This is a genomic window from Shewanella rhizosphaerae, from assembly GCF_019457655.1.
Classification (GTDB): Bacteria; Pseudomonadota; Gammaproteobacteria; order Enterobacterales; family Shewanellaceae; genus Shewanella; species Shewanella loihica.
Window position 1 is genome coordinate 4,322,463 of record NZ_CP080420.1, and the last position, 22,278, is coordinate 4,344,740.

The 22,278-nt window shown below is 56.7% G+C and carries 18 protein-coding genes; 13 read left to right on the plus strand and 5 right to left on the minus strand.

Features of this window, described 5'->3' with window-relative positions:
- Nucleotides 1-12 precede the first annotated feature (12 nt).
- From hslO to K0I63_RS18805, 7 genes are all read left to right on the plus strand, one after another.
- Nucleotides 13-873 carry an Hsp33 family molecular chaperone HslO gene (gene hslO, locus K0I63_RS18775; RefSeq protein ID WP_220043632.1) on the plus strand — a complete coding sequence of 287 codons (861 nt, stop codon included), beginning with the start codon at nt 13-15 and terminating at the stop codon, nt 871-873.
- A 190-nt stretch (nt 874-1,063) separates the two neighbouring features.
- Entirely contained in the window at nt 1,064-2,605 is a 1,542-nt protein-coding gene (locus K0I63_RS18780) for a phosphoenolpyruvate carboxykinase (RefSeq protein WP_011867417.1), read from the plus strand.
- A gap of 208 nt (nt 2,606-2,813) precedes the next feature.
- Nucleotides 2,814-4,619, plus strand: a complete 1,806-nt coding sequence (locus tag K0I63_RS18785; protein ID WP_220082009.1) for a hypothetical protein — start codon at nt 2,814-2,816, stop codon at nt 4,617-4,619.
- A 368-nt stretch (nt 4,620-4,987) separates the two neighbouring features.
- The gene (locus tag K0I63_RS18790; protein WP_220043635.1) at nt 4,988-6,214 is read left to right on the plus strand and encodes a dicarboxylate/amino acid:cation symporter; all 1,227 of its coding nucleotides are present in this window, start codon (nt 4,988-4,990) and stop codon (nt 6,212-6,214) included.
- Nucleotides 6,215-6,516: 302 nt separating this feature from the next.
- Nucleotides 6,517-6,942: a hypothetical protein gene (locus K0I63_RS18795; protein ID WP_011867420.1), complete on the plus strand. Its 426-nt coding sequence runs from the start codon at nt 6,517-6,519 to the stop codon at nt 6,940-6,942.
- Nucleotides 6,939-7,136: a helix-turn-helix transcriptional regulator gene (locus K0I63_RS18800; protein ID WP_011867421.1), complete on the plus strand. Its 198-nt coding sequence runs from the start codon at nt 6,939-6,941 to the stop codon at nt 7,134-7,136. Before K0I63_RS18795 ends, K0I63_RS18800 begins: the two co-directional genes overlap by 4 nt.
- Before the next feature lie 149 nt (nt 7,137-7,285).
- Nucleotides 7,286-7,768 carry an MgtC/SapB family protein gene (locus K0I63_RS18805; protein ID WP_011867422.1) on the plus strand — a complete coding sequence of 161 codons (483 nt, stop codon included), beginning with the start codon at nt 7,286-7,288 and terminating at the stop codon, nt 7,766-7,768.
- Here K0I63_RS18805 and K0I63_RS18810 read toward each other — a convergent pair.
- Nucleotides 7,762-8,520 carry a ComF family protein gene (locus K0I63_RS18810; protein ID WP_220082010.1) on the minus strand — a complete coding sequence of 253 codons (759 nt, stop codon included), beginning with the start codon at nt 8,518-8,520 and terminating at the stop codon, nt 7,762-7,764. The two genes, K0I63_RS18805 and K0I63_RS18810, sit on opposite strands and share 7 nt — an antisense overlap.
- 31 nt (nt 8,521-8,551) lie before the next feature.
- On the opposite strand from K0I63_RS18810, the gene bioH reads away from it, so the two are divergent.
- Both bioH and K0I63_RS18820 read left to right on the plus strand, forming a co-directional pair.
- Nucleotides 8,552-9,331: a pimeloyl-ACP methyl ester esterase BioH gene (gene bioH, locus K0I63_RS18815; RefSeq protein ID WP_220082011.1), complete on the plus strand. Its 780-nt coding sequence runs from the start codon at nt 8,552-8,554 to the stop codon at nt 9,329-9,331.
- Nucleotides 9,332-9,389: 58 nt separating this feature from the next.
- The gene (locus K0I63_RS18820; protein ID WP_220082012.1) at nt 9,390-9,884 is read left to right on the plus strand and encodes a hypothetical protein; all 495 of its coding nucleotides are present in this window, start codon (nt 9,390-9,392) and stop codon (nt 9,882-9,884) included.
- On the opposite strand, the gene K0I63_RS18825 is transcribed toward K0I63_RS18820, so the two are convergent.
- Nucleotides 9,877-11,865 (minus strand): LTA synthase family protein, encoded by a 1,989-nt coding sequence (locus K0I63_RS18825; protein WP_220082013.1) that lies wholly within the window; start codon nt 11,863-11,865, stop codon nt 9,877-9,879. The two genes, K0I63_RS18820 and K0I63_RS18825, sit on opposite strands and share 8 nt — an antisense overlap.
- Nucleotides 11,866-12,357: 492 nt before the next feature.
- Here K0I63_RS18825 and K0I63_RS18830 point away from each other — a divergent pair, with 492 nt between their 5' ends.
- A complete protein-coding gene (locus K0I63_RS18830) occupies nt 12,358-12,576 on the plus strand; it encodes a hypothetical protein (protein WP_220082014.1) in 219 nt (72 codons plus the stop codon).
- 95 nt (nt 12,577-12,671) lie between these two features.
- On the opposite strand, the gene K0I63_RS18835 is transcribed toward K0I63_RS18830, so the two are convergent.
- The 3 genes from K0I63_RS18835 to greB all read right to left on the minus strand — a co-directional run bounded on the left by K0I63_RS18835 (nt 12,672) and on the right by greB (nt 17,691).
- Nucleotides 12,672-15,035 (minus strand): Tex family protein, encoded by a 2,364-nt coding sequence (locus K0I63_RS18835; protein ID WP_220082015.1) that lies wholly within the window; start codon nt 15,033-15,035, stop codon nt 12,672-12,674.
- 127 nt (nt 15,036-15,162) lie between these two features.
- A complete protein-coding gene (locus K0I63_RS18840) occupies nt 15,163-16,974 on the minus strand; it encodes a thiamine pyrophosphate-binding protein (RefSeq protein WP_220082016.1) in 1,812 nt (603 codons plus the stop codon).
- 234 nt (nt 16,975-17,208) lie between these two features.
- Entirely contained in the window at nt 17,209-17,691 is a 483-nt protein-coding gene (greB, locus tag K0I63_RS18845) for a transcription elongation factor GreB (protein WP_220043645.1), read from the minus strand.
- A 405-nt stretch (nt 17,692-18,096) separates the two neighbouring features.
- Between greB and ompR the strand changes: the two genes are divergently transcribed.
- The 3 genes from ompR to K0I63_RS18860 all read left to right on the plus strand — a co-directional run bounded on the left by ompR (nt 18,097) and on the right by K0I63_RS18860 (nt 22,263).
- Nucleotides 18,097-18,822 carry an osmolarity response regulator transcription factor OmpR gene (gene ompR, locus K0I63_RS18850; RefSeq protein WP_011867431.1) on the plus strand — a complete coding sequence of 242 codons (726 nt, stop codon included), beginning with the start codon at nt 18,097-18,099 and terminating at the stop codon, nt 18,820-18,822.
- A gap of 21 nt (nt 18,823-18,843) precedes the next feature.
- On the plus strand, nt 18,844-20,154 hold the full coding sequence (gene envZ / locus K0I63_RS18855) for a two-component system sensor histidine kinase EnvZ (RefSeq protein ID WP_220082017.1): 1,311 nt from the start codon (nt 18,844-18,846) through the stop codon (nt 20,152-20,154).
- A gap of 150 nt (nt 20,155-20,304) precedes the next feature.
- A complete protein-coding gene (locus tag K0I63_RS18860; RefSeq protein ID WP_220082018.1) occupies nt 20,305-22,263 on the plus strand; it encodes a methyl-accepting chemotaxis protein in 1,959 nt (652 codons plus the stop codon).
- Nucleotides 22,264-22,278: the final 15 nt, after the last annotated feature.

The window sequence follows — 22,278 nt, forward strand, 5'->3', positions numbered from 1 at the left end:
AGTGAGACACAAATGAGTAAAGATATCTTAAACCGTTACCTATTCGACAACGCCGATGTGCGCGGACAAATCGTACAGCTAGAGAAGAGCTATCAAGAGATCTTGTCGGCCCACAGCTACCCAGAGGCCATTGCCCGTCTGCTGGGCGAGCTGATGGCGGCCACCTCTTTACTCACCGCCACACTGAAATTTGATGGCGACATCAGCGTACAGGTTCAGGGCAACGGCCCGGTATCCCTGGCGGTGATCAATGGCAACAACCTGCAGCAGCTGCGCGGCGTCGCACGCTGGGAAGGCGAAGTCGCCAAAGAGGCCAGCCTGCAACAGCTGATGGGCCAGGGACACATGGTGATCACCCTAACCCCGAATAACGGCGAGCGTTATCAAGGTGTAGTGGCGCTGGAGAAGGAAACTCTGGCCGAGTGCCTGGAGCAATACTTCCTGCAATCTGAGCAGCTGCCTACCGCCATCCGCCTGTTTGCCAACGGCAAGCAGGCCGCCGGCATGTTGCTACAGGTTCTACCGGGCGAGGACGAGCACAACGAAGAGTTCGAACATCTCGAGCAGCTGACCAGCACCATCAAGGCCGAAGAGCTATTCGAGCTCGAGGCAACAGAAGTATTGCACCGTCTGTATCACCAGGAAGAGGTTCGCCTGTTCGATCCTATCGAAGTCACCTTCTCCTGTACCTGCTCTCGTGAGCGTAGCGGTCAGGCACTGAAGACGGTAGCCAAAGAGGAGCTAGATGCCATCCTAGCCGAACAGGGCAAGATCGAGATGGGCTGCGAATACTGCAACAGCAGCTACAGCTTCGATTCTATCGATATCGAGGCGCTATTCAAAAACGCCCCTAAGGCCGATACCCAGCAGTAAATCATCGGCTTAAATTCATGATTAATAGAGGATGCCTGTGCGCATCCTCTTTTTTTCACGATTTTCGCGATCTTCCTCACACATTCAATTCCGCTTAAGTTACAATCGGGCCTCTGCCTATCATGCAGATAAAACAAAAACAAGCTGGCATAGACCGGCCAACCCTACTCGAATGATGGAGACCTTACAGATGGCGGATGGATCTAAGCAAACTCATAAAAATCCCTCTACGGCACAACTAGTTGAGTTTGCACTCGCACGCGGCGAAGGAGAGCTAACGGCGAATGGTGCATTAGTGGCAAAAACCGGCGAGCGTACCGGGCGTTCACCGAACGACCGCTTTATCGTGAAAGAAGCGAGCAGCGAAAATGATATCGATTGGGGTTCGGTCAACAAGCCGTTCGCCATGGATGCCTTTAATGCCCTCTGGGATCGCGTCGCAACCTACCTGGCCGACAAAGAAACCTTCGTTTCTGAACTGGAAGTGGGTGCCGACCCTGAGCACTACCAACCCATTGAAGTTAAAACTGAAACCGCCTGGCATCAACTCTTTGCCCGCAACCTGTTTATCGTGCCTGAGCAGTTTAACGTTGCCAACAAGCCTGTATGGCAGATCATGAACGCACCGGGTTTCGAGTGCGATCCAGCCCGAGACGGCACCAACTCTGACGCCACCGTCATCATCAACTTTGCCGATCGCAAGGTACTACTGGCTGGCCTGAAGTACGCCGGCGAGATGAAGAAGTCTATGTTCTCTGTGCAGAACTTCCTGCTACCCGCCAAAGGCGTGCTGCCAATGCACTGCTCGGCCAACGTCGGCAGCGAAGGCGACACTACCCTATTCTTCGGCCTGTCTGGCACGGGCAAGACTACCCTATCAGCAGATCCTAAGCGTTTCCTTATCGGCGACGACGAGCATGGTTGGGCACCGGGCGGCGTATTCAATATCGAAGGCGGTTGCTACGCCAAGTGTATCGATCTGAGCCAGAAGAACGAGCCAGTTATCTGGGACGCGATCCGTTTCGGTACCGTACTGGAAAACGTCACTCTGGACGAGCAACGCATCCCTGACTACAGCAACACAGAGCTGACCGAAAACAGCCGCGCGGCCTACCCACTGGAACACATCGCTCAGCGTAAAGAAGAGAACCGTGGCGCCGAGCCAAATGCCGTAGTCTTCCTGACCTGTGACGTGTCTGGCGTGCTGCCACCTGTGTCTAAACTCAGCAAAGAGCAGGCGGCCTACCACTTCCTCTCGGGTTACACGGCTAAGGTGGGTTCGACCGAGATGGGCTCGACCTCTGCGATTCAGTCAACCTTCTCGACCTGTTTCGGCGCACCATTCTTCCCACGTCCTGCTGGCGTCTACGCCGAGTTGCTGATGAAGCGTATCGAGTCATTCGGTAGCCAGGTTTACCTGGTCAACACAGGCTGGACCGGTGGTCCACACGGCGTAGGTAAGCGTTTCGATATCCCAACGACCCGCGCCATCGTCGATGCCATCGTCAGTGGTGAGCTGAAGGATGTGGAAACGGTTCACATCGACAAGCTAAACCTTGACGTGCCGGTGGCTGTAACCGGCGTCGATGCCAAGCTGCTTAACCCGGTCAACACCTGGGCCGATAAAGCAGAGTACGACAAGTATGCTCAGCAGCTGGCCGAAGAGTTTGCCGCCAACTTCACTAAGTACGACGTGTCTGACGCCATCAAACAGGCTGGCCCTAAGGCTTAGGCCCTGCGTCTGATGACAATATTTAAAGTGGCCCTTCGGGGCCATTTTTTATTGCCTAACGCTCAGCTGGCCCCGCCTTCCAACCTACCCGATCGGGTAATGGTAATTTAATCAAAGCCATAGATAATGTCCTTTCAGCCGTATTGGACCTCGGCTAAGTTGTCGATGTCGGGTCCTTTTCATTGTTAATATTTGTAAGGACACAAATATGCGTTTAACTCACCTTAGCTCTCTGCTGCTCGGTACCTGTCTGCTCAGTGCCTGCGGCGGCTCCAATAACGATTCAGATACCCCAACCGACGGCGGCACGCCGCCTCCCACGAGTTTCGACCATAGTGTTGTCGGCACTGTGGTGTACCAAGGCGCGGTAGCCGGCGCCGAGGTCTGTGTGGATCTCAACCAAAATGCCAGCTGTGATAGCGATGAGCCCAGCGCCATTGCAGATGCCGAGGGTAACTACCAGATAGACTGGAGCAGTGACGTCGAGATGCCCGTCTATGATCTGATCGCCAACTGGCAACAGGCAGCAGAAGCCAGCAGCAAGCCAGCCCTGCTCAAAGCAGCTTTTCGCCCGGACTCTCTAAACACCAATGCCTCAAGTACGGCAGCCGGATCCGCTAGCACCCAGGCCGTGATCTCCATGGAGGGAGTCGGTAAGTTGGTCGCCCTGCAGGAACACGGTGGTGAGATCAACCCTATGACTCACCTGGAGTATCAGCGCGTCGCCCGCATGCGCGCCGCTGGCACCACATCCCTTGATATCGCAACCCAGCGCACTCTGCTCGCCGCTCTATTGCTGAATATCTACGAGCGCGATGGCAATCCCTATAAACTCAGCGCCGAGCAATCCCTCAGCCCTGAATTTATCGACACCTACCGACTGCACCGTCACCTCGAAGCCCTGATCGGCGATCAGCTCAGCGATGTGCTGGCCGTGGATGACATCATGTCAACCATCCGAGACCAGCTAAAGACCCTGGTAGAAGAGAGTGCCATGAGCACCGAGGATTATTTAGCCAGCGACCCCATGGCGGTGCGCTTCCTGGTCAACAATGCGCTGATCGCCGAAGAGTATATCGAGACACCAATCGATGCGAAGATCATGTCGGACGCCGACTGGCAGGTGATCAACAGCCACTTCCTTGAGGACGACCAGCTGCATAGCAACTTCACCCTGGCCCCCGCCACACTACGGAGCCTCTTTACCCTCACCTATGGCACGCCCGATCTCACCTTCGTAGGTTCTATCGTCGAGGGCAAGGTCAATGGTCGGGTATTCGATGATCGCGACGGAACTGACACTCCAGAGGAGTGTTGGAACAAGGAGCTAAAACATTGGGTTATCGAAGGCGACAAAGACTATCAGCCGCCCGAGATTAAGTACGAAAACAACACACTCCAGACTGTGTACAGTGGCACCTCGGTACCCATCACAATCGAATTCAATAAATACTCAGGCACTGGTGAGGAGTGGCAGGCCATTCTCAGCACCACGCCACCGTCACTCAAGCTGGCCGAACTCAACTGGCCAAGCCAGGTATATCGCTACCGTGGAAAGCAGGCAGCCGACGTGATGTGCCGTGTACGGGGTGAGTTCGCCACCTGGCCCATGCCGAGCCATCAAGATCCAGAGCTCTTGACCACGGCGGATGTCGCTCGCCTCTTCTGGCCAGCCTTCTACCCAGACGATGTAGTGGTCGATGAAGAGAACAAAACCATCAAGCTCAACATCACCGGAGAGGTCACGACTTATCAATGGTCGCTGAGCACCAGTCCAAGCGATGAGCCTGTTCTGCGTATGAAGCAGATAGACCTGCCAGCCGCATATGCCGAATTTGTGTCTGTCGATAACTATCTGATCCAAGGCGATAAGCTCATCGAAGTCAGTATCTACGAGGCCACCGACTACAGCGGCAAGCTCGGCGATTACCTCAGCATCAGCTTCGACGGCAATGAAGACAACTTCAACCAGCGCTTCTACAAACACCTGGAGACGATCGTCAAGGGACAATAGCCTTAAGCCGGACGCATTAGAGCTTACTGCTAAGCGAGAGTAAGCCAAGCAAGTCAGCTACATAAAAAGAGGATGGTGAATGCCATCCCCTTTTTATTCCCCAACACTCCAGCCACAACACTCCAGCCACAACACGCCGTTTTACCAAAAAAAGCGACTCAACTCTCCACAAAGCCCGCCGCTCGCATCCAATACTTAGGCCCAATACTTATACTCAGTGCTTATGTTAAGCACTTATGTTCAGTACTTGGGCTTTATCCTCAGGGTTAGCCTTAATTCACAGACTCTTCTCCTCGCCCGTGCTACGCTGCGCGCCTGCAAGACTATACTCATTTCAAAAGCATAACTGACGACAAGACGAGGCAAAGGTGAAAACCAAGACAAGTAGGCTATTAGGCAATATCGGGGTGCAGGTGGTGATCGCCATGATTATCGGCGCCGCCGTCGGTTTTATCATGGGTGAGCAGGCCAGCATGTTTGCACCGCTGGGCACCATATTCATCCACCTGATCAAGATGCTGGTTATCCCTTTGGTGCTGGTCTCCATCATCTCGGGCGCCGCCAGCCTGGGTGACAGCCCCTCTGCTGGAAAAATAGGCATAGGCACCTTCGGCTTCTTCATCATCACCTCGGGCGTAGCCGTCGCCTTGGCACTCCTGCTGGGATCGCTGTTCCAGCCCGGTAACGGCGTCGATTTCACCGCCCACAGCGCCAGCGGCCTGATGAAGGTGACCGAAGAGCATGGCGCCCTTCCCGGCGTGATGGATACCTTTATCGGTATGATCCCCACCAATGTGTTCGAGTCACTGACCGGCGGCAACATCCTGCAGATCTTGGTCTTTAGCATCTTCTTCGGCATCGCCCTCACCAAGGTGAAGGGAGAAGGCAGCAAGCCAATCCTGGCGGCCCTCAACACCATAGTCGATGCCTTCGTCTGGATGATCAACTGTGTCATGGTGATCGCGCCTATCGGCGTATTTGGCCTGATGGCAGATTCTGTGGGCACCTTCGGCTTCGACGCGCTAGAAGTGGTCTTTAAGCTGTTCGCCGTGTTTGTCCTCGGCATCTTGCTGTTTGGCTTCCTCTTCTTCCCGCTGCTGGTGCAGCTGTTCTCCAACGTCAGCGCCAAGAAGTTCATCAGTGTCATGAAGAAGCCTCAGGTGATGGCACTTTCTACCGCCTCCTCAATGGCGACCCTACCTGTGAACATGGAGACCTGTGAGGAGGAACTGGGCGTCTCTAAACCCACCGCCTCCTTCGTGCTGCCGCTGGGCGCCACCATCAACATGAGCGGTAACGCCATCTACTACGGCCTGGTAGCCATCTTCTTTGCCCAGATGTACGGTATCGATCTCAGCCTGGGCGCCTACATGGCGATCATCTTCACCTCGACCCTAGGCGCCATAGGCCAGGCAGGTGTTCCCGGCCCCTCCTTCCTGGTGGTGGCCGTGCTGCTGGCCGCGGGTATCCCTATCGATGGCCTGCCGCTACTGTTCGCCCTGGACAGGGTGTTTGACATGATCCGCACCTCGCTCAACATCACTGGCGATGCGGCCTGCGCGGTGATCCTGGATAAATACACCAAGGCCGAATAACGGGCTAATAATCTCTTGGCCGGGTGCCGTTGGCATCCGGCTATCTTTTTCCTGCGACCAACTATCGACCTCCTGCTACCAGCTATCGATTTTCGACCATCGGCACTCGCTATCACCTGTTCAAATGCGCGTTCGCTCAATGCTTTTCTCCCCAAGCGAGTCCAGTCTCAGCGCCATTTTCTACCGCTTAAAAGTCAAATAAACCAAACTTTATGTAAAGCATGCTTGACCTTGATTCTTTTTTAGCCTAACTTGTTATGTAAAGGGTGTTTGACATTTTTAGCAAACGAGAGGAACTGCACATGAAACAGATCATCGACGCCATCTGCTCCAGAGGGCTACCGTCAAGGGATATTCAAAATGCTAACAGGGTGAACCTGCTCGCCCTGCTGTGGGCGCTCAGCCTGGGCGGCACCTCCTTCCTTGCCCACCAAGGCTATCTGGCCAGCACCTGGGTCGTGGTGAGCTGTTTCATCCTCCATGGCGCCATCGGCATCTGGATGCTGTTGGCCTTCAAACGCTTCCTGCGCCAGCTCGATGAGATGGAGCGCAAGATACAGCTAGATGCCCTGGCCCTGGCTGTCGGCGTCAGCATCATTGGCTTCTCCCTCTACTCGATTCTGGATCTGGCGGATCTGCTACCGGATCTTAAGGCGGCCTATCTGGTGGTGCTACTGGCGCTCACCTATATGCTGGGGATCATCTTCGGGAGACTGAGCTACAGATGAAGAACCGTCTAAAACCCCTGCGCGCAGAGCGCAACTGGACTCAGGCCGACCTGGCGGGACTGCTGGATGTATCACGCCAGACCATCAATGCGATCGAGAAGGGCAAATATGATCCCAGCCTGCCACTGGCCTTTAAGATCGCCCGGCTGTTTCAACTGCCCATAGAGGCGATCTTCGAGGAGGACGAGGCCTAGGCCGAAGGCCTAACAATATATCCCATGGCCCCTATTGACTCAGGGGCCTTTTAGATCGACACTCGCCGAAAATTGACCCGCAGAATAGCCCAAGACGTCATCCCGCCCGTAAGCCCTCTGCACCAGACATAGTAAATTAGGACCACACCATGAATCTTGATGCTTGGGTTGCTATCGATCCCTTTCGCTGGCGCGAACTCGGCTGCGCCGTGCTCTGCGGCCTCATCATAGGCCTGGAACGCCAACTCAGGGGCAAACCCGTGGGGATACGTACCTCATCGCTGATTGTGCTCGGCACCTATATCTTCATCACCGCCTCCATGGCCGTGGCCACCTCGGTATCGGATCCCTCGCGCATCATAGGTCAGGTGGTCACTGGCATTGGCTTTCTCGGGGCCGGCGTCATGCTAGCCAAGGAAGGGGTTGTTGTCGGCGTCACCTCGGCCGCGGCCATCTGGGCGCTGGCGGCGATTGGTGTCTGCATCGCCGTGGTCGACCCCTTTGTGGGGATCAAGCTCTCCCTGCTGGTGGTCGCCATCCTTTATGGCGTCGATCTGCTGGAGGAATACTCCTCGCTGTTCACCCGAGGCGTACACACCAAGTATCGCAACTGGCGCCGTAACGGCTATTGATCCATAAGGTGGGGCGCCTCGGCGCGCGCCAGACACCACACCTGCACCTGGATATAACGCGCCTCAAACAGCCTGGCGATCTCCTTGGCCGTGGTGCCTGTGGTCACCACATCGTCGATCAGCGCGACACGCTGAAAATCGAACTCGTCAATCAAACGAAAGGCGCCAGCGAGATTACGCCGTCGCTGCTTACCCGTCAGCCCTGCCTGGGGCGGCGTATCGCTGAGCCGCTCAAGGGCATCGGGTAGCACTGGCAATTCGAGGGCTAGGCCAAGCTCATGGGCGATAACAAAGGCCTGATTAAAGCCGCGCTCACGCAGACGATGTGGATGCAACGGCACTGGTACCAAGGCCTGAGGCAGGCTGATAACCTCCACCTCAGCCAACAGCCGAATCCGCCTCACCAGGGCCTGCACTAAGGGAGTCAGACCGGCGAGTTGTCCCTGATACTTGATTGCCGCCACTGTCTCCCCCAGCCCCTGATGATAACTGGCAGGCGCCACCACTTTGAGGGGCTGGCTCGTCATGCAGCCGCCGCAATAGGCGGTCTGCTGAGGCATAGCTCGGCCACAGCCCAGACAAGTCGGCGACGAATAGAGCCCGGCATTGAGGCAGGTGAGACAGATGCCTCGCTGTGGCAAGACCACCCTTTGATGGCAGATCATACAGCGATTGGGTAGACTAGCCGCCAGCAGTCGCCGCAGTTGCACAAGCCACTGCCAGCGCGATAAATGCAGATGAGTTCGATCCATTTAACTAACCTTACGATCCAGAGGCATCTTAGTGAGTCAGCAATCCTTGCATATTGAAACTATAGGCCAAGGCCGCCCCATCGTCCTGCTGCACGGCTGGGGGGTGAACAGCGCCGTCTTTACTCCCTTGCATCACACGCTCAAAGATCATCAACTCCTGTTAGTCGACCTGCCCGGCTTCGGCGATAGCCAGGCCATAGAGGGAGACCTGGATGCCTGGGTCGATCATCTCATGGTACAGTTGCCAGAGCGGGCTATCTGGGCCGGTTGGTCACTAGGGGGACTGGTCGCCACCCGCGCCGCCCTGCGCTATCCAGAGCGCATCAATGCCCTGCTGACCATAGCCTCCTCCCCCTGCTTCATGGCACGGGAGGACGAGGGCTGGCCGGGGATTCCACCACAAATTCTGGGGCAGTTTGGCGATCAGCTGGAGAAAGATCTCGGCAAGATGATCGAGCGTTTCCTGGCCATCCAGGCCATGGGGAGCGAGACCGCTAAGCAGGATATCAAGCAGCTCAGGGACCTAGTGATGGCAAAGCCGCTGCCGGATGTAGACGCGCTGCGCGCCGGCTTGCAGATGCTTAAGGAGGTGGATCTCAGAGACCAACTTGGCGAGATACAGGTGCCTTGGCTCAGGGTGTGGGGAAGGTTGGACGGCTTGGTGTCTCGCCGGGTACAACCGCTGATGCCGGTTTGCGAGTCACGCTTTGAGGATCTTGTGCTACCTAAGGCCTCCCATGCGCCCTTCTTCTCCCACAGGGATGCCTTCGTCGAAGGGGTCAAGGCCTGGCTGCGGACGCTTAAAGAATAATCACTTTAATTTATAACACTTTTTGGTTATTATTTAGGCAATACGCTAGGAGTTTTCTATGTTAGTGGTGACCAACTATCCGCAAGTGCCTATCGCGACGACCAACGCCGCGACCGATAGCGCGCGGGTAGAGAGTCAGCAACGCCCACCTATCATACCTGCACCTCAGCTTGCCAAGAGCAACGAAGAGCGCCCCTTCAACCCTCAGAATGAGCGCGCGGCGGATCAGGCCAACATTCAGGCAAAACTCAACGAGAAGGTGCAGGCCAAGCAGCAAGGGCAAGGCCAGCATCAGCAGGAAGGTCAGCAACAACAGCAACAGGCGAAACAAGGCGCCGCCGCCATCATACGCCCACTGATGATGAAGCCTGCGCTGGCACGCCGCGACATACGTAGCGCGCAGACTGAGACGCCAAGAGAGCCTCAGAAACCTAAGACCCGCATCGAGAATCAGGCCAGCAGCTTCTATCAGAGCGTGTCGGCCCATATCGCCAGCTTCTACCAGACTCAGACCCTCCCCAAGGGAGAGCCCGAGTTATCCACCTTTATCTGATCGACGCTTCATCCGACGACGTGTTCGATGCCGTGCTCTGCTGCGGCGTCTGATACAGCTGTTGTTGGTAAGCCATGCTACCCCACAGCGCCCACGACAAGGCGGTCTGCTTCATCTCATCACTCTGCGCCTTATGGGTGAGAGTATTGCTGGCAAAGTCATAAGCGTAGCCAGTCGGCTCACGCTCTGGCTGCAGGATCACCACATCGTCACCACGCAGATAGGCCATGTTCTTGTCGTACTGCATCAGGGCGCGACCCGGCCAGTCGTCATCCATCTTGGTCAGATCCCGTCCCAGCATAGGGTAGCTACCCGAGACGCCCATCAAGGACAACAGGGTCGGTGCCAAATCGATCTGGCTGGCGACACGTTGATCCATCTTAGGGGTGATGCCATCACCTATGATGATCGCCGGGATGCGGAACTGCTCCACGGGTACCAGAGAAGCACCGCCTACGCGGCTCTCATGGTCGGCCACCACCACAAATAGTGTGTCTTTCCAGTAGCTGGACGCTTTGGCCAGTTTGAAGAACTCACCCACGGCATAATCGGCATACTTGGCCGTGTTATTACGGGTCTGCTTAGGCTGATCGTAGAGCTCGATACGGCCATCCGGGAACTCGAACGGCTCATGGTTAGAGGAGCTGAACACTAGGCTAAAGAAAGGCTTACCCTCTTTATGGAACTGTTCAAACTCGTTATTGGCTCGCTTGAGCAGATCTTCGTCCGACACACCCCAGGAACCGACAAACACAGGATCTTTATAGTCGTTCTGATCCACGATATCGCTAAAGCCGTTGCCCAGGAAGAAGCTGCGCATGTTGTCGAAATGGCTCTCGCCGCCATAGATAAACTGGGTCTCATAGCCGTTCATCTTCAGCAGATCGGCGATAGTGAAGAAGTCGGTCTGACTCTTACCTAGCTTGACCACGGAACGAGCCGGGGTCGGTGTGAAGCCGGTAGTGACCGCCTCGATGCCGCGCACCGAACGGGTACCCGTGGCGTACAGACGATTGAAGGCCCAGCCCTCTTGCGCCAAGGCATCGATATTAGGCGTCAGCGGCAGGCCACCAAGGTAACCGGTAAATCTCGCCCCCAGGCTCTCCTGCAGGATGATCACCAGGTTCTTGGGCTTGCCCTGGAAACTCGCCTGATTATAGGTCACGCTCGGCAGAGACTCAGAGGTGAAGGCGCTTAGCGGGCGGCCACTGTCTTTACGTATGCTGTCTATAATCTGGCTCTTCTCCAGCTTGCCATACACCTTAGAGGCATTGGCTTCCGCCGCCATCTGATCTATGGCAAACACCAGCGAATAAGAGGAGTTCACCACCAGAGAGTTCACCAGCGGATCGTCGGCGAAGGCCACCATGGCAGGATTAAGCGGTCTGTGCCCCAGGCTAGAGCGCGCGCCCATCAGGGTCACGGCGATAACCAGTAAGGCAATGGCCGGACGCCAGAACCAGCGCGGATAGACCACCTCTTTCAGTAAGCGCCCACTCAGGCGCCAGCCGCCCCACAGACTCAGGGTACTGACGATCAGCCCGAGGAAGATCTCTCCCTTACGACTGGTCCACAGCATGGAGAGCACCTCTTTGGGGTAGATGAGGTATTCGATATAGAGACGATTCGGTCTCAGGCCATATTCATCGATAAACGAGGGAGTCGATAGCTCGAGGAAGATCATCAACCAAAGACCCAGGGTCAGCCAGACTCTCAGTACCGACTTCCAGCCACGGCCGACGATGTGGTCGCCACCAAAGATGGTGGTGCCCAGGGCGGCGATGCCCCATAACCAACATAGGGTGGCAAAGTCGACCCTCAGTCCCTGAAGCAGCAGGTGTGGCCAACCATCCACGGCGGCAACCCTATCGGCCTGCCAGATGCCCAAGCCGATACGGCTCAGCATCGTGATGGCCAGGGCTATCAGGCCAAAGTAGACAATGGCCCGCATTGGCCCATGTTTCTTGTGGGACGTCGTCATGGTTTCCTCAATCAAAATCGCTATCGCTTAATGGGTACGAGCATGTTCGCTCGGCAATGTGCCATTTTGACATAAAAGTCAGTAAAAAGTTCGAAAAGTGTAACAGTTAAATAAGACGTGAATTATCAGCTAAATAGTGGATTCCCGCGCTTTTTGCCCGCCAGAAGCCCCAACAATCTATTAAAAAATCGAATAGTAACTATCTTTCGCTCTCCCCCCTCCCTGGGTAGGATAGCGTCAGACAAGTCAACAACATCAGTTAAAACAATCAGATAATAGATGGCTCTCGGCTCTACGCCGTCTAAAGAGGATACGCCCAGGGCTCGAAATTGAGTCCCTCATGGCCACCGGCCCAGAACAGTGTCTGCCAACAAGCCTTAGGGCCTCGCAAATACATAAAAATAACAACTGGTTATTTTCTAACAGCTTACACACGACAATTCATACGGTTACCCATGCATTCATATCAGAGATTCACGCCGGAGGTGCCCCATGGCTGACTACCTCATTAGCTATAGCTTCGAGTCACCCACGCCGCTAAGCGGCCGTCCCGGCCCCAAGGCAAACAAGACACGCCTGGAAAACACCCTCAGCGCCAGCGTGATAGTCAATGCCCGCGGCCTGACACTCGCCAAGCAGAAGGTGATCGCCAGGGGTAAACAAAATGGCGTCAGGCGGCTCAAGATACTCTCGGCCGAACTCCTGCTCTAGACGCCGGATGCCAGGCCAGCAACCAAGCAAATAGGTGTGGAATCTAGGCATAAAAAAGGCCGCAAATGCGGCCTTTAAGAAGGGATTATGCGAGACTACTTCTTCAGTTTGGCGAAGGCATCGGCGAAGGCGTTACCCATTGCCGCATTGGCTGGCGCCTTGGGCTGCTTATACTGACCCTTAGCCTGGTTCTTGCCCAGTGGGCCTTTACCTTGATGTCCCTTGCCTTGGCCCGCTTTCGCCTGGCCCTTGCCGCCTTGGTGAGACATTTGCTTCTCGCCCGGTTTCTCGTCCAGACGCATGGTCAGGCTGATACGCTTACGCTCGGCATCAACCTCCATCACCTTGACCTTGACCACATCGCCGGCCTTCACCACTGTGTGGGGATCGCTGACAAACTTGTCGGTGAGCGACGAGATATGCACCAGACCGTCCTGATGCACGCCGATATCGACGAAGGCGCCGAAGTTGGTCACATTAGTCACCACGCCCTCTAAAATCATCTCCACCTTAAGATCTTTAATCTCCTCGACCCCTTCCTTAAACACGGCGGTCTTAAACTCGCCGCGGGGATCACGACCCGGCTTATCCAGCTCGCTGAGAATATCTTCTATGGTCGGCAGACCAAACTCATCGGTCACAAACGCCTTGGCATCTACTTGCTTGAGCAGATCTGTGTTGCCTATCAGGGCATCCACCGCCTGCTGCTGCGCCGTCGCGATTCGCTCGACCAGGGCATAGGTCTCTGGATGCACCGCGCTGGCATCCAGCGGGTTGTCGCCCTCACGAATACGCAGGAAACCGGCCGCCTGCTCAAACGCCTTAGGGCCGAGACGTGGCACCTTAAGCAGCTGTTTACGCGAGGTAAACTGACCATTTTGGTCGCGATACTCGACGATATTGCGCGCCAGCGTCTTGTTCAGGCCAGCCACCTGAGTCAGCAGCGGCATGGAGGCCATGTTGAGATCCACACCCACGCCGTTTACACAGTCTTCCACCACGGCCTCGAGGGATTGTGACAGCTGACTCTGACTCACGTCATGCTGATACTGACCCACGCCGATAGACTTAGGCTCGATCTTCACCAGCTCCGCCAGCGGATCCTGCAGGCGACGGGCGATAGAGACGGCGCCACGAATCGACACGTCCAGCTCGGGAAACTCCTCCGCCGCCAGCTCAGAGGCGGAATAGACGGAGGCGCCCGCCTCGCTCACCATGATCTTGGTGAGTGTCGGCAGCTCGCTCTTCAGCTCGGCAATCAGCTCGCCCGCCAGCTTGTCGGTCTCGCGTGAGGCGGTGCCGTTGCCTATGGCGATCAGCTCCACCTTATGCATCTTCACCAGGTTCGCCAGGGTACGGATCGACTTATCCCACTGGTTCTGCGGTGCATGGGGGAAGATGGTGGTGTGGGCCATCAGCTTGCCCGTGTTGTTAACTATGGCCACCTTGACGCCGGTTCTCAGGCCTGGGTCCAGGCCCAGTGTGGCCTTGGCACCGGCTGGCGCCGCCATTAAAAGATCGCCCAGGTTACGGGCGAAGACATTGATCGCCTCTGTCTCGGCACGCTCGCGCAGCTTGGCGATAAACTCTGTCTCCATCTGCAGCGCGATCTTGATGCGCCAGGTAGAGGTGACCACCAGCTTAAGCCACTGATCCACGGCGGAATCACTCAGCTTGAGGTTAAAGTGATCGGCAATGATCACCTCGCAGTAACTGCCTGACTTGGCCTCGCTGTCTGGGTCTGCATTCATGCTCAGGCTCAGTACGCCCTCGTTGCGACCACGCAACATGGCCAGGGCACGATGAGAAGGCGCATGCATCAGCTTCTCGCTGTGCTCGAAATAGTCTCTAAACTTGGCGCCCTCTTTCTCCTTGCCCTTCACCACACGGCTCTCGAGCACGGCGCTCTGAGTCAGATGTTGACGCACCTTCTGCAGCAGTTCGGCGTCTTCGGCGAAACGTTCCATCAAGATGAAGCGCGCACCATCGAGCACCGCCTTCACCTCATCGAAACCCGCCTCGGCATTGAGGTACTCGCTCGCCAGGGCCTCGATATCCGCCTGACGATCACTCAGCAAACGATCCACTAAGGGTTCGATACCGGCCTCGATGGCGATCTGTCCCTTGGTACGACGCTTAGGCTTATAGGGCAGATAGAGATCTTCCAGGCGTGTCTTGCTGTCGGCCTGATCTATGGCGGCCTGCAGCTCGGCGGTCAGCTTACCCTGGGCCTGAATGCTGGAGAGGATCACCTGACGGCGATCGTTAAGTTCGCGCAGATAGCCCAGACGGCTATACAGAGTGCGCAGTTGGGTATCGTCTAAACCACCTGTGACCTCTTTACGATAACGCGCCACGAAGGGAACCGTCGCGCCGTCATCCAATAGAGTGATAGTTGCCGTCACTTGCTGCTCACGAACATTAAGTTCCTGAGCGATGATTTGTGCAATATTTTGCATAGATTACGTCGTGCCCAAATAGAGAGTTAAGTGCCGCCAAAGATAACACAGCCCAGGGCCAAGTTGTACGCCCTATCTGTCGCAACTCCTGATAAGGACGGGTAAATTAGGCGACACGTCTCTCAGTTTAGTCGCGTTTTTCGCATAACTCCTGCCAGCGGCGAGTTGCCTCAGGCTGACCGTTACAATAGCCAATGTAACAGTTGAGCTTCTGGGTGGTATCGCTCTGGAATGACTCCTCGATAGGCGCCGGTACCTCAATAAGATGCAGGCCGCCGCTGGCGATACAACCACACAGGGTATCGACAAACTCGCCATCGTACTGGCACAGATGTCCCCTGCCACCATAGGCCTGAATCAACAACTTAGGATCGAATCCCTCATGGTTACAGGCATAGATGGGCGCATCACCGGCCTTACCCAGATGGAAGATGTTGTTGCGCATGTAGACGATAACCAGGTTGGCCCCCTGCTTCTGCAGGTTGATCAACTCGTTCGCCTGGAAGTTGAAGCCACCGTCGCCGGTGATCACCACCACGGACTGGGTGCTGCCCTGCTCGGCGAGCTGATCTACCACGGCTCTGGCATAAGGCAGGCTGGTGCCCATGGCCGCATACCAAGGGTTGGCCAGATAGCTGCGACCGATATCGCTACCGAGTGTGGACAGCTCGAAGCTGGCAAACAGCGAGTTACCCACCTCGGGCACGAAGATGAAGGGGCGCTCGCTGGCCTGCTGCGCCGCGTTGATGCAGGCCGCCAGATGGTGATAACCCAGCTTGGCATCGCTGGCTCTAGGGGGCTCAGATACAGAGTTAGATTCGATATCAAGGCTCAGATGCACGAGCGCCGCCTTGATAATAGGCTGCTCGCTCAGTAGCCCCATCACGGCGGCGATGTCCGCCTCCCACTGGGCCGTTCCCTTGAGCATGGTCTTGTTGCCATGATTGTCTATGGCATGGGTCTGGCTGCTAAAGGCATTGTTAGTGTCTGAAGGGAAAATCGCCGTGCCCAGCTCGAGCACATAGTCGGCCTCAGACTCGATATACTCCTGGTTCGGCAAGCGGCTGAACACACCGTTGTAGCTGCCCAGACAGAGTGGCTTCGACTCATCCAGCATCCCCTTACCAAACCAGGTGGTGGCATAGGGCAGCTTGTTCTGTTCACAGAAACTCAGAATCTTCGCCAGCAGCGGCGCATTGAGTCTGAGCTTCTCACCGAGGAATACCAGCGGCGCCTTGGCGCGCTGCAGCTGGGTGCGGATCTGACTGGCGATCAGCTCGGCGCCGCTCAGGTTAAGCGCCTGGGGCCTTAGCTCACTCGGACAAGTCGGCAGGCTCAGCGCCTGGGTCGGCTGATAGATAAGATCTCTCGGCACCTCAATATACACGGGCTGACGATTCACATAGGCATGGGTGAGCAGCTGCAGAAACTGCTCCGCCGCCACGTTAGGCTGACCGCTGTGACGCTGGCCCTGTAGACGCTCGGCGCGCACGCCCAGCGCCTTGAAGGCGTTGAGCGCCGCATCGAGATCTGTGTGCCAGGCCGTATGGGGATGCACGCTGTGATGCAGCGCCTGACTGTTAATCTCCGCCTCGCCGGGGGCACCCGAGATAAACACCACGGGCAGGCCTTCGGTGCGCGCCAGAGCCGCCGCCGAGGTGCAGGGCAGGCTACCGACAGTATAAGTGGTCATGCAGACCCCGAGAGGATTCAACTCGGCCTGGGCGCAGGCACTGAAACCAGCGTGCATCTCGTTACTCGAGGGCAATACCGCCACCCGTTTATCCAGGGTGTTGATCAGATTAGCGACGAAGTCACCACCGACACCATAAACACGTTTCACACCGAAGAAGGCCAGCAGCTCGGCGATGCTATCGCCAAGCAGCGGCAGATGGGCGGCGTAGTCGGCGCCAAAGTTAGATTCGATCGATACAGACACGTTAGACTCTCGGGTTGTCCAAAAATGTCTGTAGCCTAGGGGCTGCGGCGCATCTGCGCCTTGATCGAGATCATCAAGGCTTAGCGCGCAGTGCTAAGCCAAGGGCGAACCACAGTGACAAGATTTCGTTACAGGGCTCATGTTAGGCAGGTATTGATTGATTTATCAGAGCATTAACTGAGACTGGAGGCGTTAGCCCAGGCTTACACCCGGGCTGAAATCGCGAAGGCAGGCTTAGTCCTCGAACGCCTTATATTGGATCTTGTTGACGTACCACTCCTTCTTACCCGCTGGGGTGTTGACCACCACTTCGTCGTCCACCTGCTTGCCGATCAGCGCCCTCGCCATGGGCGAGTCTATGGTGATATAGCCAAGCTTAGTATCCAGCTCATCCTTGCCGACGATACGATAGCGCACTATCTTGCCCGCCTCGTCCTCCAGCTCGACCCAGGCGCCGAAGAACACCTTGCCCTCCTGCTGGGGCGAGTAATCGACGATCTGCAGATCTTCCACCCGCTTCACCAGATAGCGCACCCGGCTGTCTATCTGTCGTAGCAGGCGCTTGTTATAGGTGTAGTCGGCGTTTTCGCTACGGTCGCCCTGGGCCGCCGCCTCCTGCACCTTCTTGGTGATCTCGGGGCGGTACTCTTTCCATAAATATTTAAGCTCTCTGTCGAGCGCTTGCCACCCTTCGCGGGTGATCAACATGGCTTTCATCTTTCTCTCGTCATGACTCAACAAGATGCCAGGCAGCGCCCGCGCATCGAATGATTTTCGGCTGATAATAACCAGCGCAGCCGTTGAAAAACAATAGCCCAGTGGCACGACCTTAGCGAGGCGATAAGCCAAGCCATCTCCCAGCCGCTCGCCAACTGACGGTTTCAATTTGGTTACAATTTCCCGGCAGGCAATCAAAATACATACAATTTCAATTGGTATCAGTAAGTTATAACCATTTTGTTTCTAACGCTGTGAAACATCGCCGCAACTCTGAGCGAAATCTCGCTAGGCTTTTAAATAGCAAAGCGGCTATATTAAGCAGGCACATAAGATTAATATTGAAATTCAGCCAGTTGAGCGGTAAACCTCGAGCCGATCGCACTGAAATAAGGGATAGAGAGCATGGGACAAGAAACCTCTAAAATTCTCGTTGTCGATGATGATATGCGCCTAAGAGCCCTGCTAGAGCGTTACCTGATGGAACAGGGTTACCAGGTCAGGAGCGCCGCCAATGCCGAGCAGATGGACAGGCTGCTGGAGCGGGAAAACTTCCACCTGCTGGTGCTGGATCTTATGTTGCCGGGGGAGGATGGCCTCTCTATCTGCCGTCGCCTGCGCCAAAATGGCAATACAATTCCCATCGTGATGCTGACCGCCAAGGGTGACGAGGTGGACCGCATCATAGGCCTGGAGCTGGGCGCCGACGATTACCTGCCCAAGCCTTTCAACCCCAGAGAACTCCTGGCTCGCATCAAGGCGGTCATGCGCCGTCAGGCCCCCGAGGTCCCAGGCGCGCCGACACAGCAGGAAGAGGAGATCACCTTCGGTGAATTTACCCTTAACCTGGCCACCCGCGAGATGTACCACGGCGAAGAGGCAATATCCCTCACCAGCGGCGAATTTGCCGTGCTCAAGGTGTTGGTGAGTCACCCCAGAGAGCCGCTGTCACGGGACAAGTTGATGAACCTGGCCCGCGGCCGCGACTATTCAGCGCTGGAGCGCTCCATCGACGTACAGGTGTCGCGCCTGCGTCGCCTGATCGAGAAAGATGCCGCCAACCCTAGATATATCCAGACCGTTTGGGGCCTGGGCTATGTGTTTGTGCCCGACGGTGCCGCGCGGCGTTAGCCCTGGCCATCGTCTCCAATAATGAGCTGGTTTAAACGCTTCCTGCCCCGCAGCGCCTTCAGTCAGACTGTACTGCTGATAGGCTCGCTGCTGCTGGTCAATCAGTTGGTCTCCTATCTCTCGGTGGCTGTCTACTTTATTCAGCCCACCTACCAGCAGATCAACCAGCTGATCGCCCGTCAGGTTAACCTGCTGTTCGTCGACGGCGTAGATGTCGGCCGCGAACACCTCTCCATGGTCGACGCCCTCAACGCCAAGGTGCGCGACGACAGCATGGAGATCTACAACCTCAAACAGGCCCGCGAGGCAGGGGTCGATCGCGCCGCCTACTACAGTCTGCTATCGGCGCAGATGTCAGAGCATCTGGGCGGCAAGGCCGAGGTGCGTATCGCCCAGGGCAAGGAGTTCGAGATCTGGATCCGCCCGCCCCAGGCACCATCGGTATGGATCAAGGTGCCTCTGACCGGCTTCAACGAGTTTGGTCTCTCGCCCCTGACCCTCTATCTCATGGTGATCGGCGCCCTGAGTGTCGCCGGTGGTTGGTGGTTTGCCCGTAAGCAGAACAAGCCATTGAAGCGTCTACAGAAGGCGGCGATTTCCGTCTCCCGCGGCGACTATCCGGCGCCCCTGCCCCCGAGCGGTTCCACCGAGATCATCGAGGTGACCAACGCCTTCAACCAGATGTCCCGCAGCATGCAGCAGCTGGAGCAGGACAGGGCCCTGTTGATGGCGGGGATCTCCCACGATCTGCGCACGCCCCTCACTCGCATCCGTCTCGCCTCCGAGATGATGGTTGAGGAAGATGAGTACCTCAAAGAGGGCATAGTCCATGACATCGAAGATATGGATGCCATCATCAACCAGTTTATTGCCTATATACGTCAGGATCAGGAGGCCAATCGCGAACTGGTGCAGATAAACGATCTGCTGCAGGATATCGCCCAGGCCGAGACCAACCGCGACGGCGAGATAGTGCTAGCACTGAGGGAATGTCCCGAGATTCCTATGCAGGCGGTGGCGGTCAAACGCATCATCAGCAACCTGGTAGAGAACGCCTTCCGCTACGGCAACGGCTGGGTAAGATTGAGCTCCAGCTTCGACGGCCGTCGGGTTGGCTTCGGCGTGGAAGACAACGGCCCAGGCATCCCAAGCGATCAGATCCCCAAGCTGTTCCAGCCCTTTACCCAAGGCGATAGCGCCCGCGGCAGCGTCGGCTCAGGCCTGGGACTAGCGATCATCAAGCGTATCGTCGACCGTCATCAGGGCCAGGTAGTACTCACCAACCGCCCCGAAGGCGGCCTGCATGCCCAGGTATGGCTGCCGCTGGAATAGCTGCCTCTCGGCCCCTCCTCTAAACCCTGGCAATAGCTCACCCACTTCTCAAACTCAGACGTCATACCTAAGTGCCATACTTGAGTGCTGTGTCATCAATCTGCAACAATTACGTCATATTCTGGCGCAAACTGTCACTGGCGCGCGATCATGAAAATTTCCACCCTCTCCCTCTGGGCCTCTGCCACCCTGTTACTGCTGGCCGCACTCTTGGCCGGTGTCGTCGTATGGAGCAACCAGGAGCGCGCCCAAATAGAACAGAAGAATCAGATGCTGGCCGATCTGCAGCAGCAGTTTCTGGTCGAGGTTCGCCGCCAGCTGGAGAGCTACCTGAGTACGGGCAACAGCCAGCAGCTGAGCAGCGCCAAGCAACAGCTTCAGACCATAGCCGCCAGCCTGGACCAGCTCTCTCACGAGGAAGCCAACCGACTACAGGGGTCTATCTCAAACTTTATCAAAGACTTGGACAGCCAATACCGCGCCGCGGGTAAGCTGGCCGGCAATCCCCGTCAGCTGCTGGCCCACGCCGAGAGCGAGATGATCTCCTACAACCAGCACCTGGCCGAGTATGCCGACAAGGGCCTGGCGGAAAACCCAAAACTCGCCAAGCAATACCTGCAACTGACCCAGAGTCTGCCGCCTCTGGTGTATCAGCTGTCGCAGCTAACCCAGGACTATCTGATCGGCAAAGATCAGCGCCTCAAATCATTACTTGCGACTCAGATCCAGGCACTGACCGACTGGCACGACCAACTGGCCAAGCTGCCGCTACTCGGCCTGTATGAAGCCCAGGAGGCCGACGAGTTTGCCCTGGGTGACGACGAGCCGGAACAAGTAGAGATAGGCGAGAGCTACTACAGCGAGCTGCTCTCCCTCAGCCAACGCTACGGCAAAGAGGTGAGCAACACCCACCAGATGCTGACCGCCAACCAGGCTGCCCAGGAAGCCATGATGGCCGCCATCGTCCGCATCGAAGATGAGCTGCTCCAGCTCGGTCAAGCGCAGCAGGCGCAAAACCTGCACCTCAAGCAACAGCTACAGACCCTGCTCTACGGCGTGGTCTCAGTGCTGGCGGTGTTCGCCCTGGTCTACCTCCTGTTACAACAACGCAGGGTGGTAAAGCCCCTCAGACACCTGAATCAGGCCTTCATGCGCCTGAGCGAGTCCAACAACCGCGAGCGCCTGACCATAGAGCGACGCTGTGAAACCGGCCAGATCGCCGGTCACTTCAATCAGCTACTCGATCGCTTCGAGGCGGAAGATGCCGCCCAACGCGTCAAGATAGGCCAGATCTCCACCTCGCTGTCACAGCTGGTACACCGCATTACCGAGCTGACCCAGGGCACAGAGACCACGCTCGGCATAGTCGACACGGCGCAGAATCAGACCGAGCAGGTGCGCGCCATCGCCCGTGAGGTGAGCGAACTCTCCAGCCAGGTCGAGCAGCATGCCCAGCAGACCCACAGCCAGATGCTCGCCAGTCAGGAGGAGGTGCAGGCCTTCATGAGCGCCGCCGACGAGACCCAGCAGGCGGTGAGCCACTGTCACCTCTCCTTAGGCAGCCTGACCACCTCGGTCAACGACGTCTCCACCATACTGGATGTGATCGGCAACATCGCCGAGCAGACCAACCTGCTGGCCCTCAACGCCGCCATCGAGGCCGCCCGAGCCGGTGAACAGGGACGCGGTTTCGCCGTGGTCGCCGACGAGGTGCGTAACCTGTCTCAGCGCACCCAGGAATCCTTGCAGCAGGTGGTGACCATATTGAGTCAGCTCACCGAGGCCAACCAGCAGCTGACCCTGAGCGTAGAGGGAATAGCGAGCACCAGCCAGAAGCAGGCCCAGGGGGCGCAGAATCTCTGGCAGGTGACCCAGACGGTGCAGCAACAGTCTCAGGAGATGACAGAGACCGCCAAGCAGGGCAGTCGCTTCAGCGTCGATCAGGCCAGCCACCTGGACAGCCTGTCACAGGCGATGGAGTCGCTGAAACAACACGCCATGGCCGCCGCCAGTCAGAGCGAGGTGATCGCCGATGAGGTAGCTCAAGGGGTCGCCGACATCGAGGCCAGCCTGGGCATCGACGGACAATCGCTGGATAACGCCGCCTAACCCAGCTCAAACTGG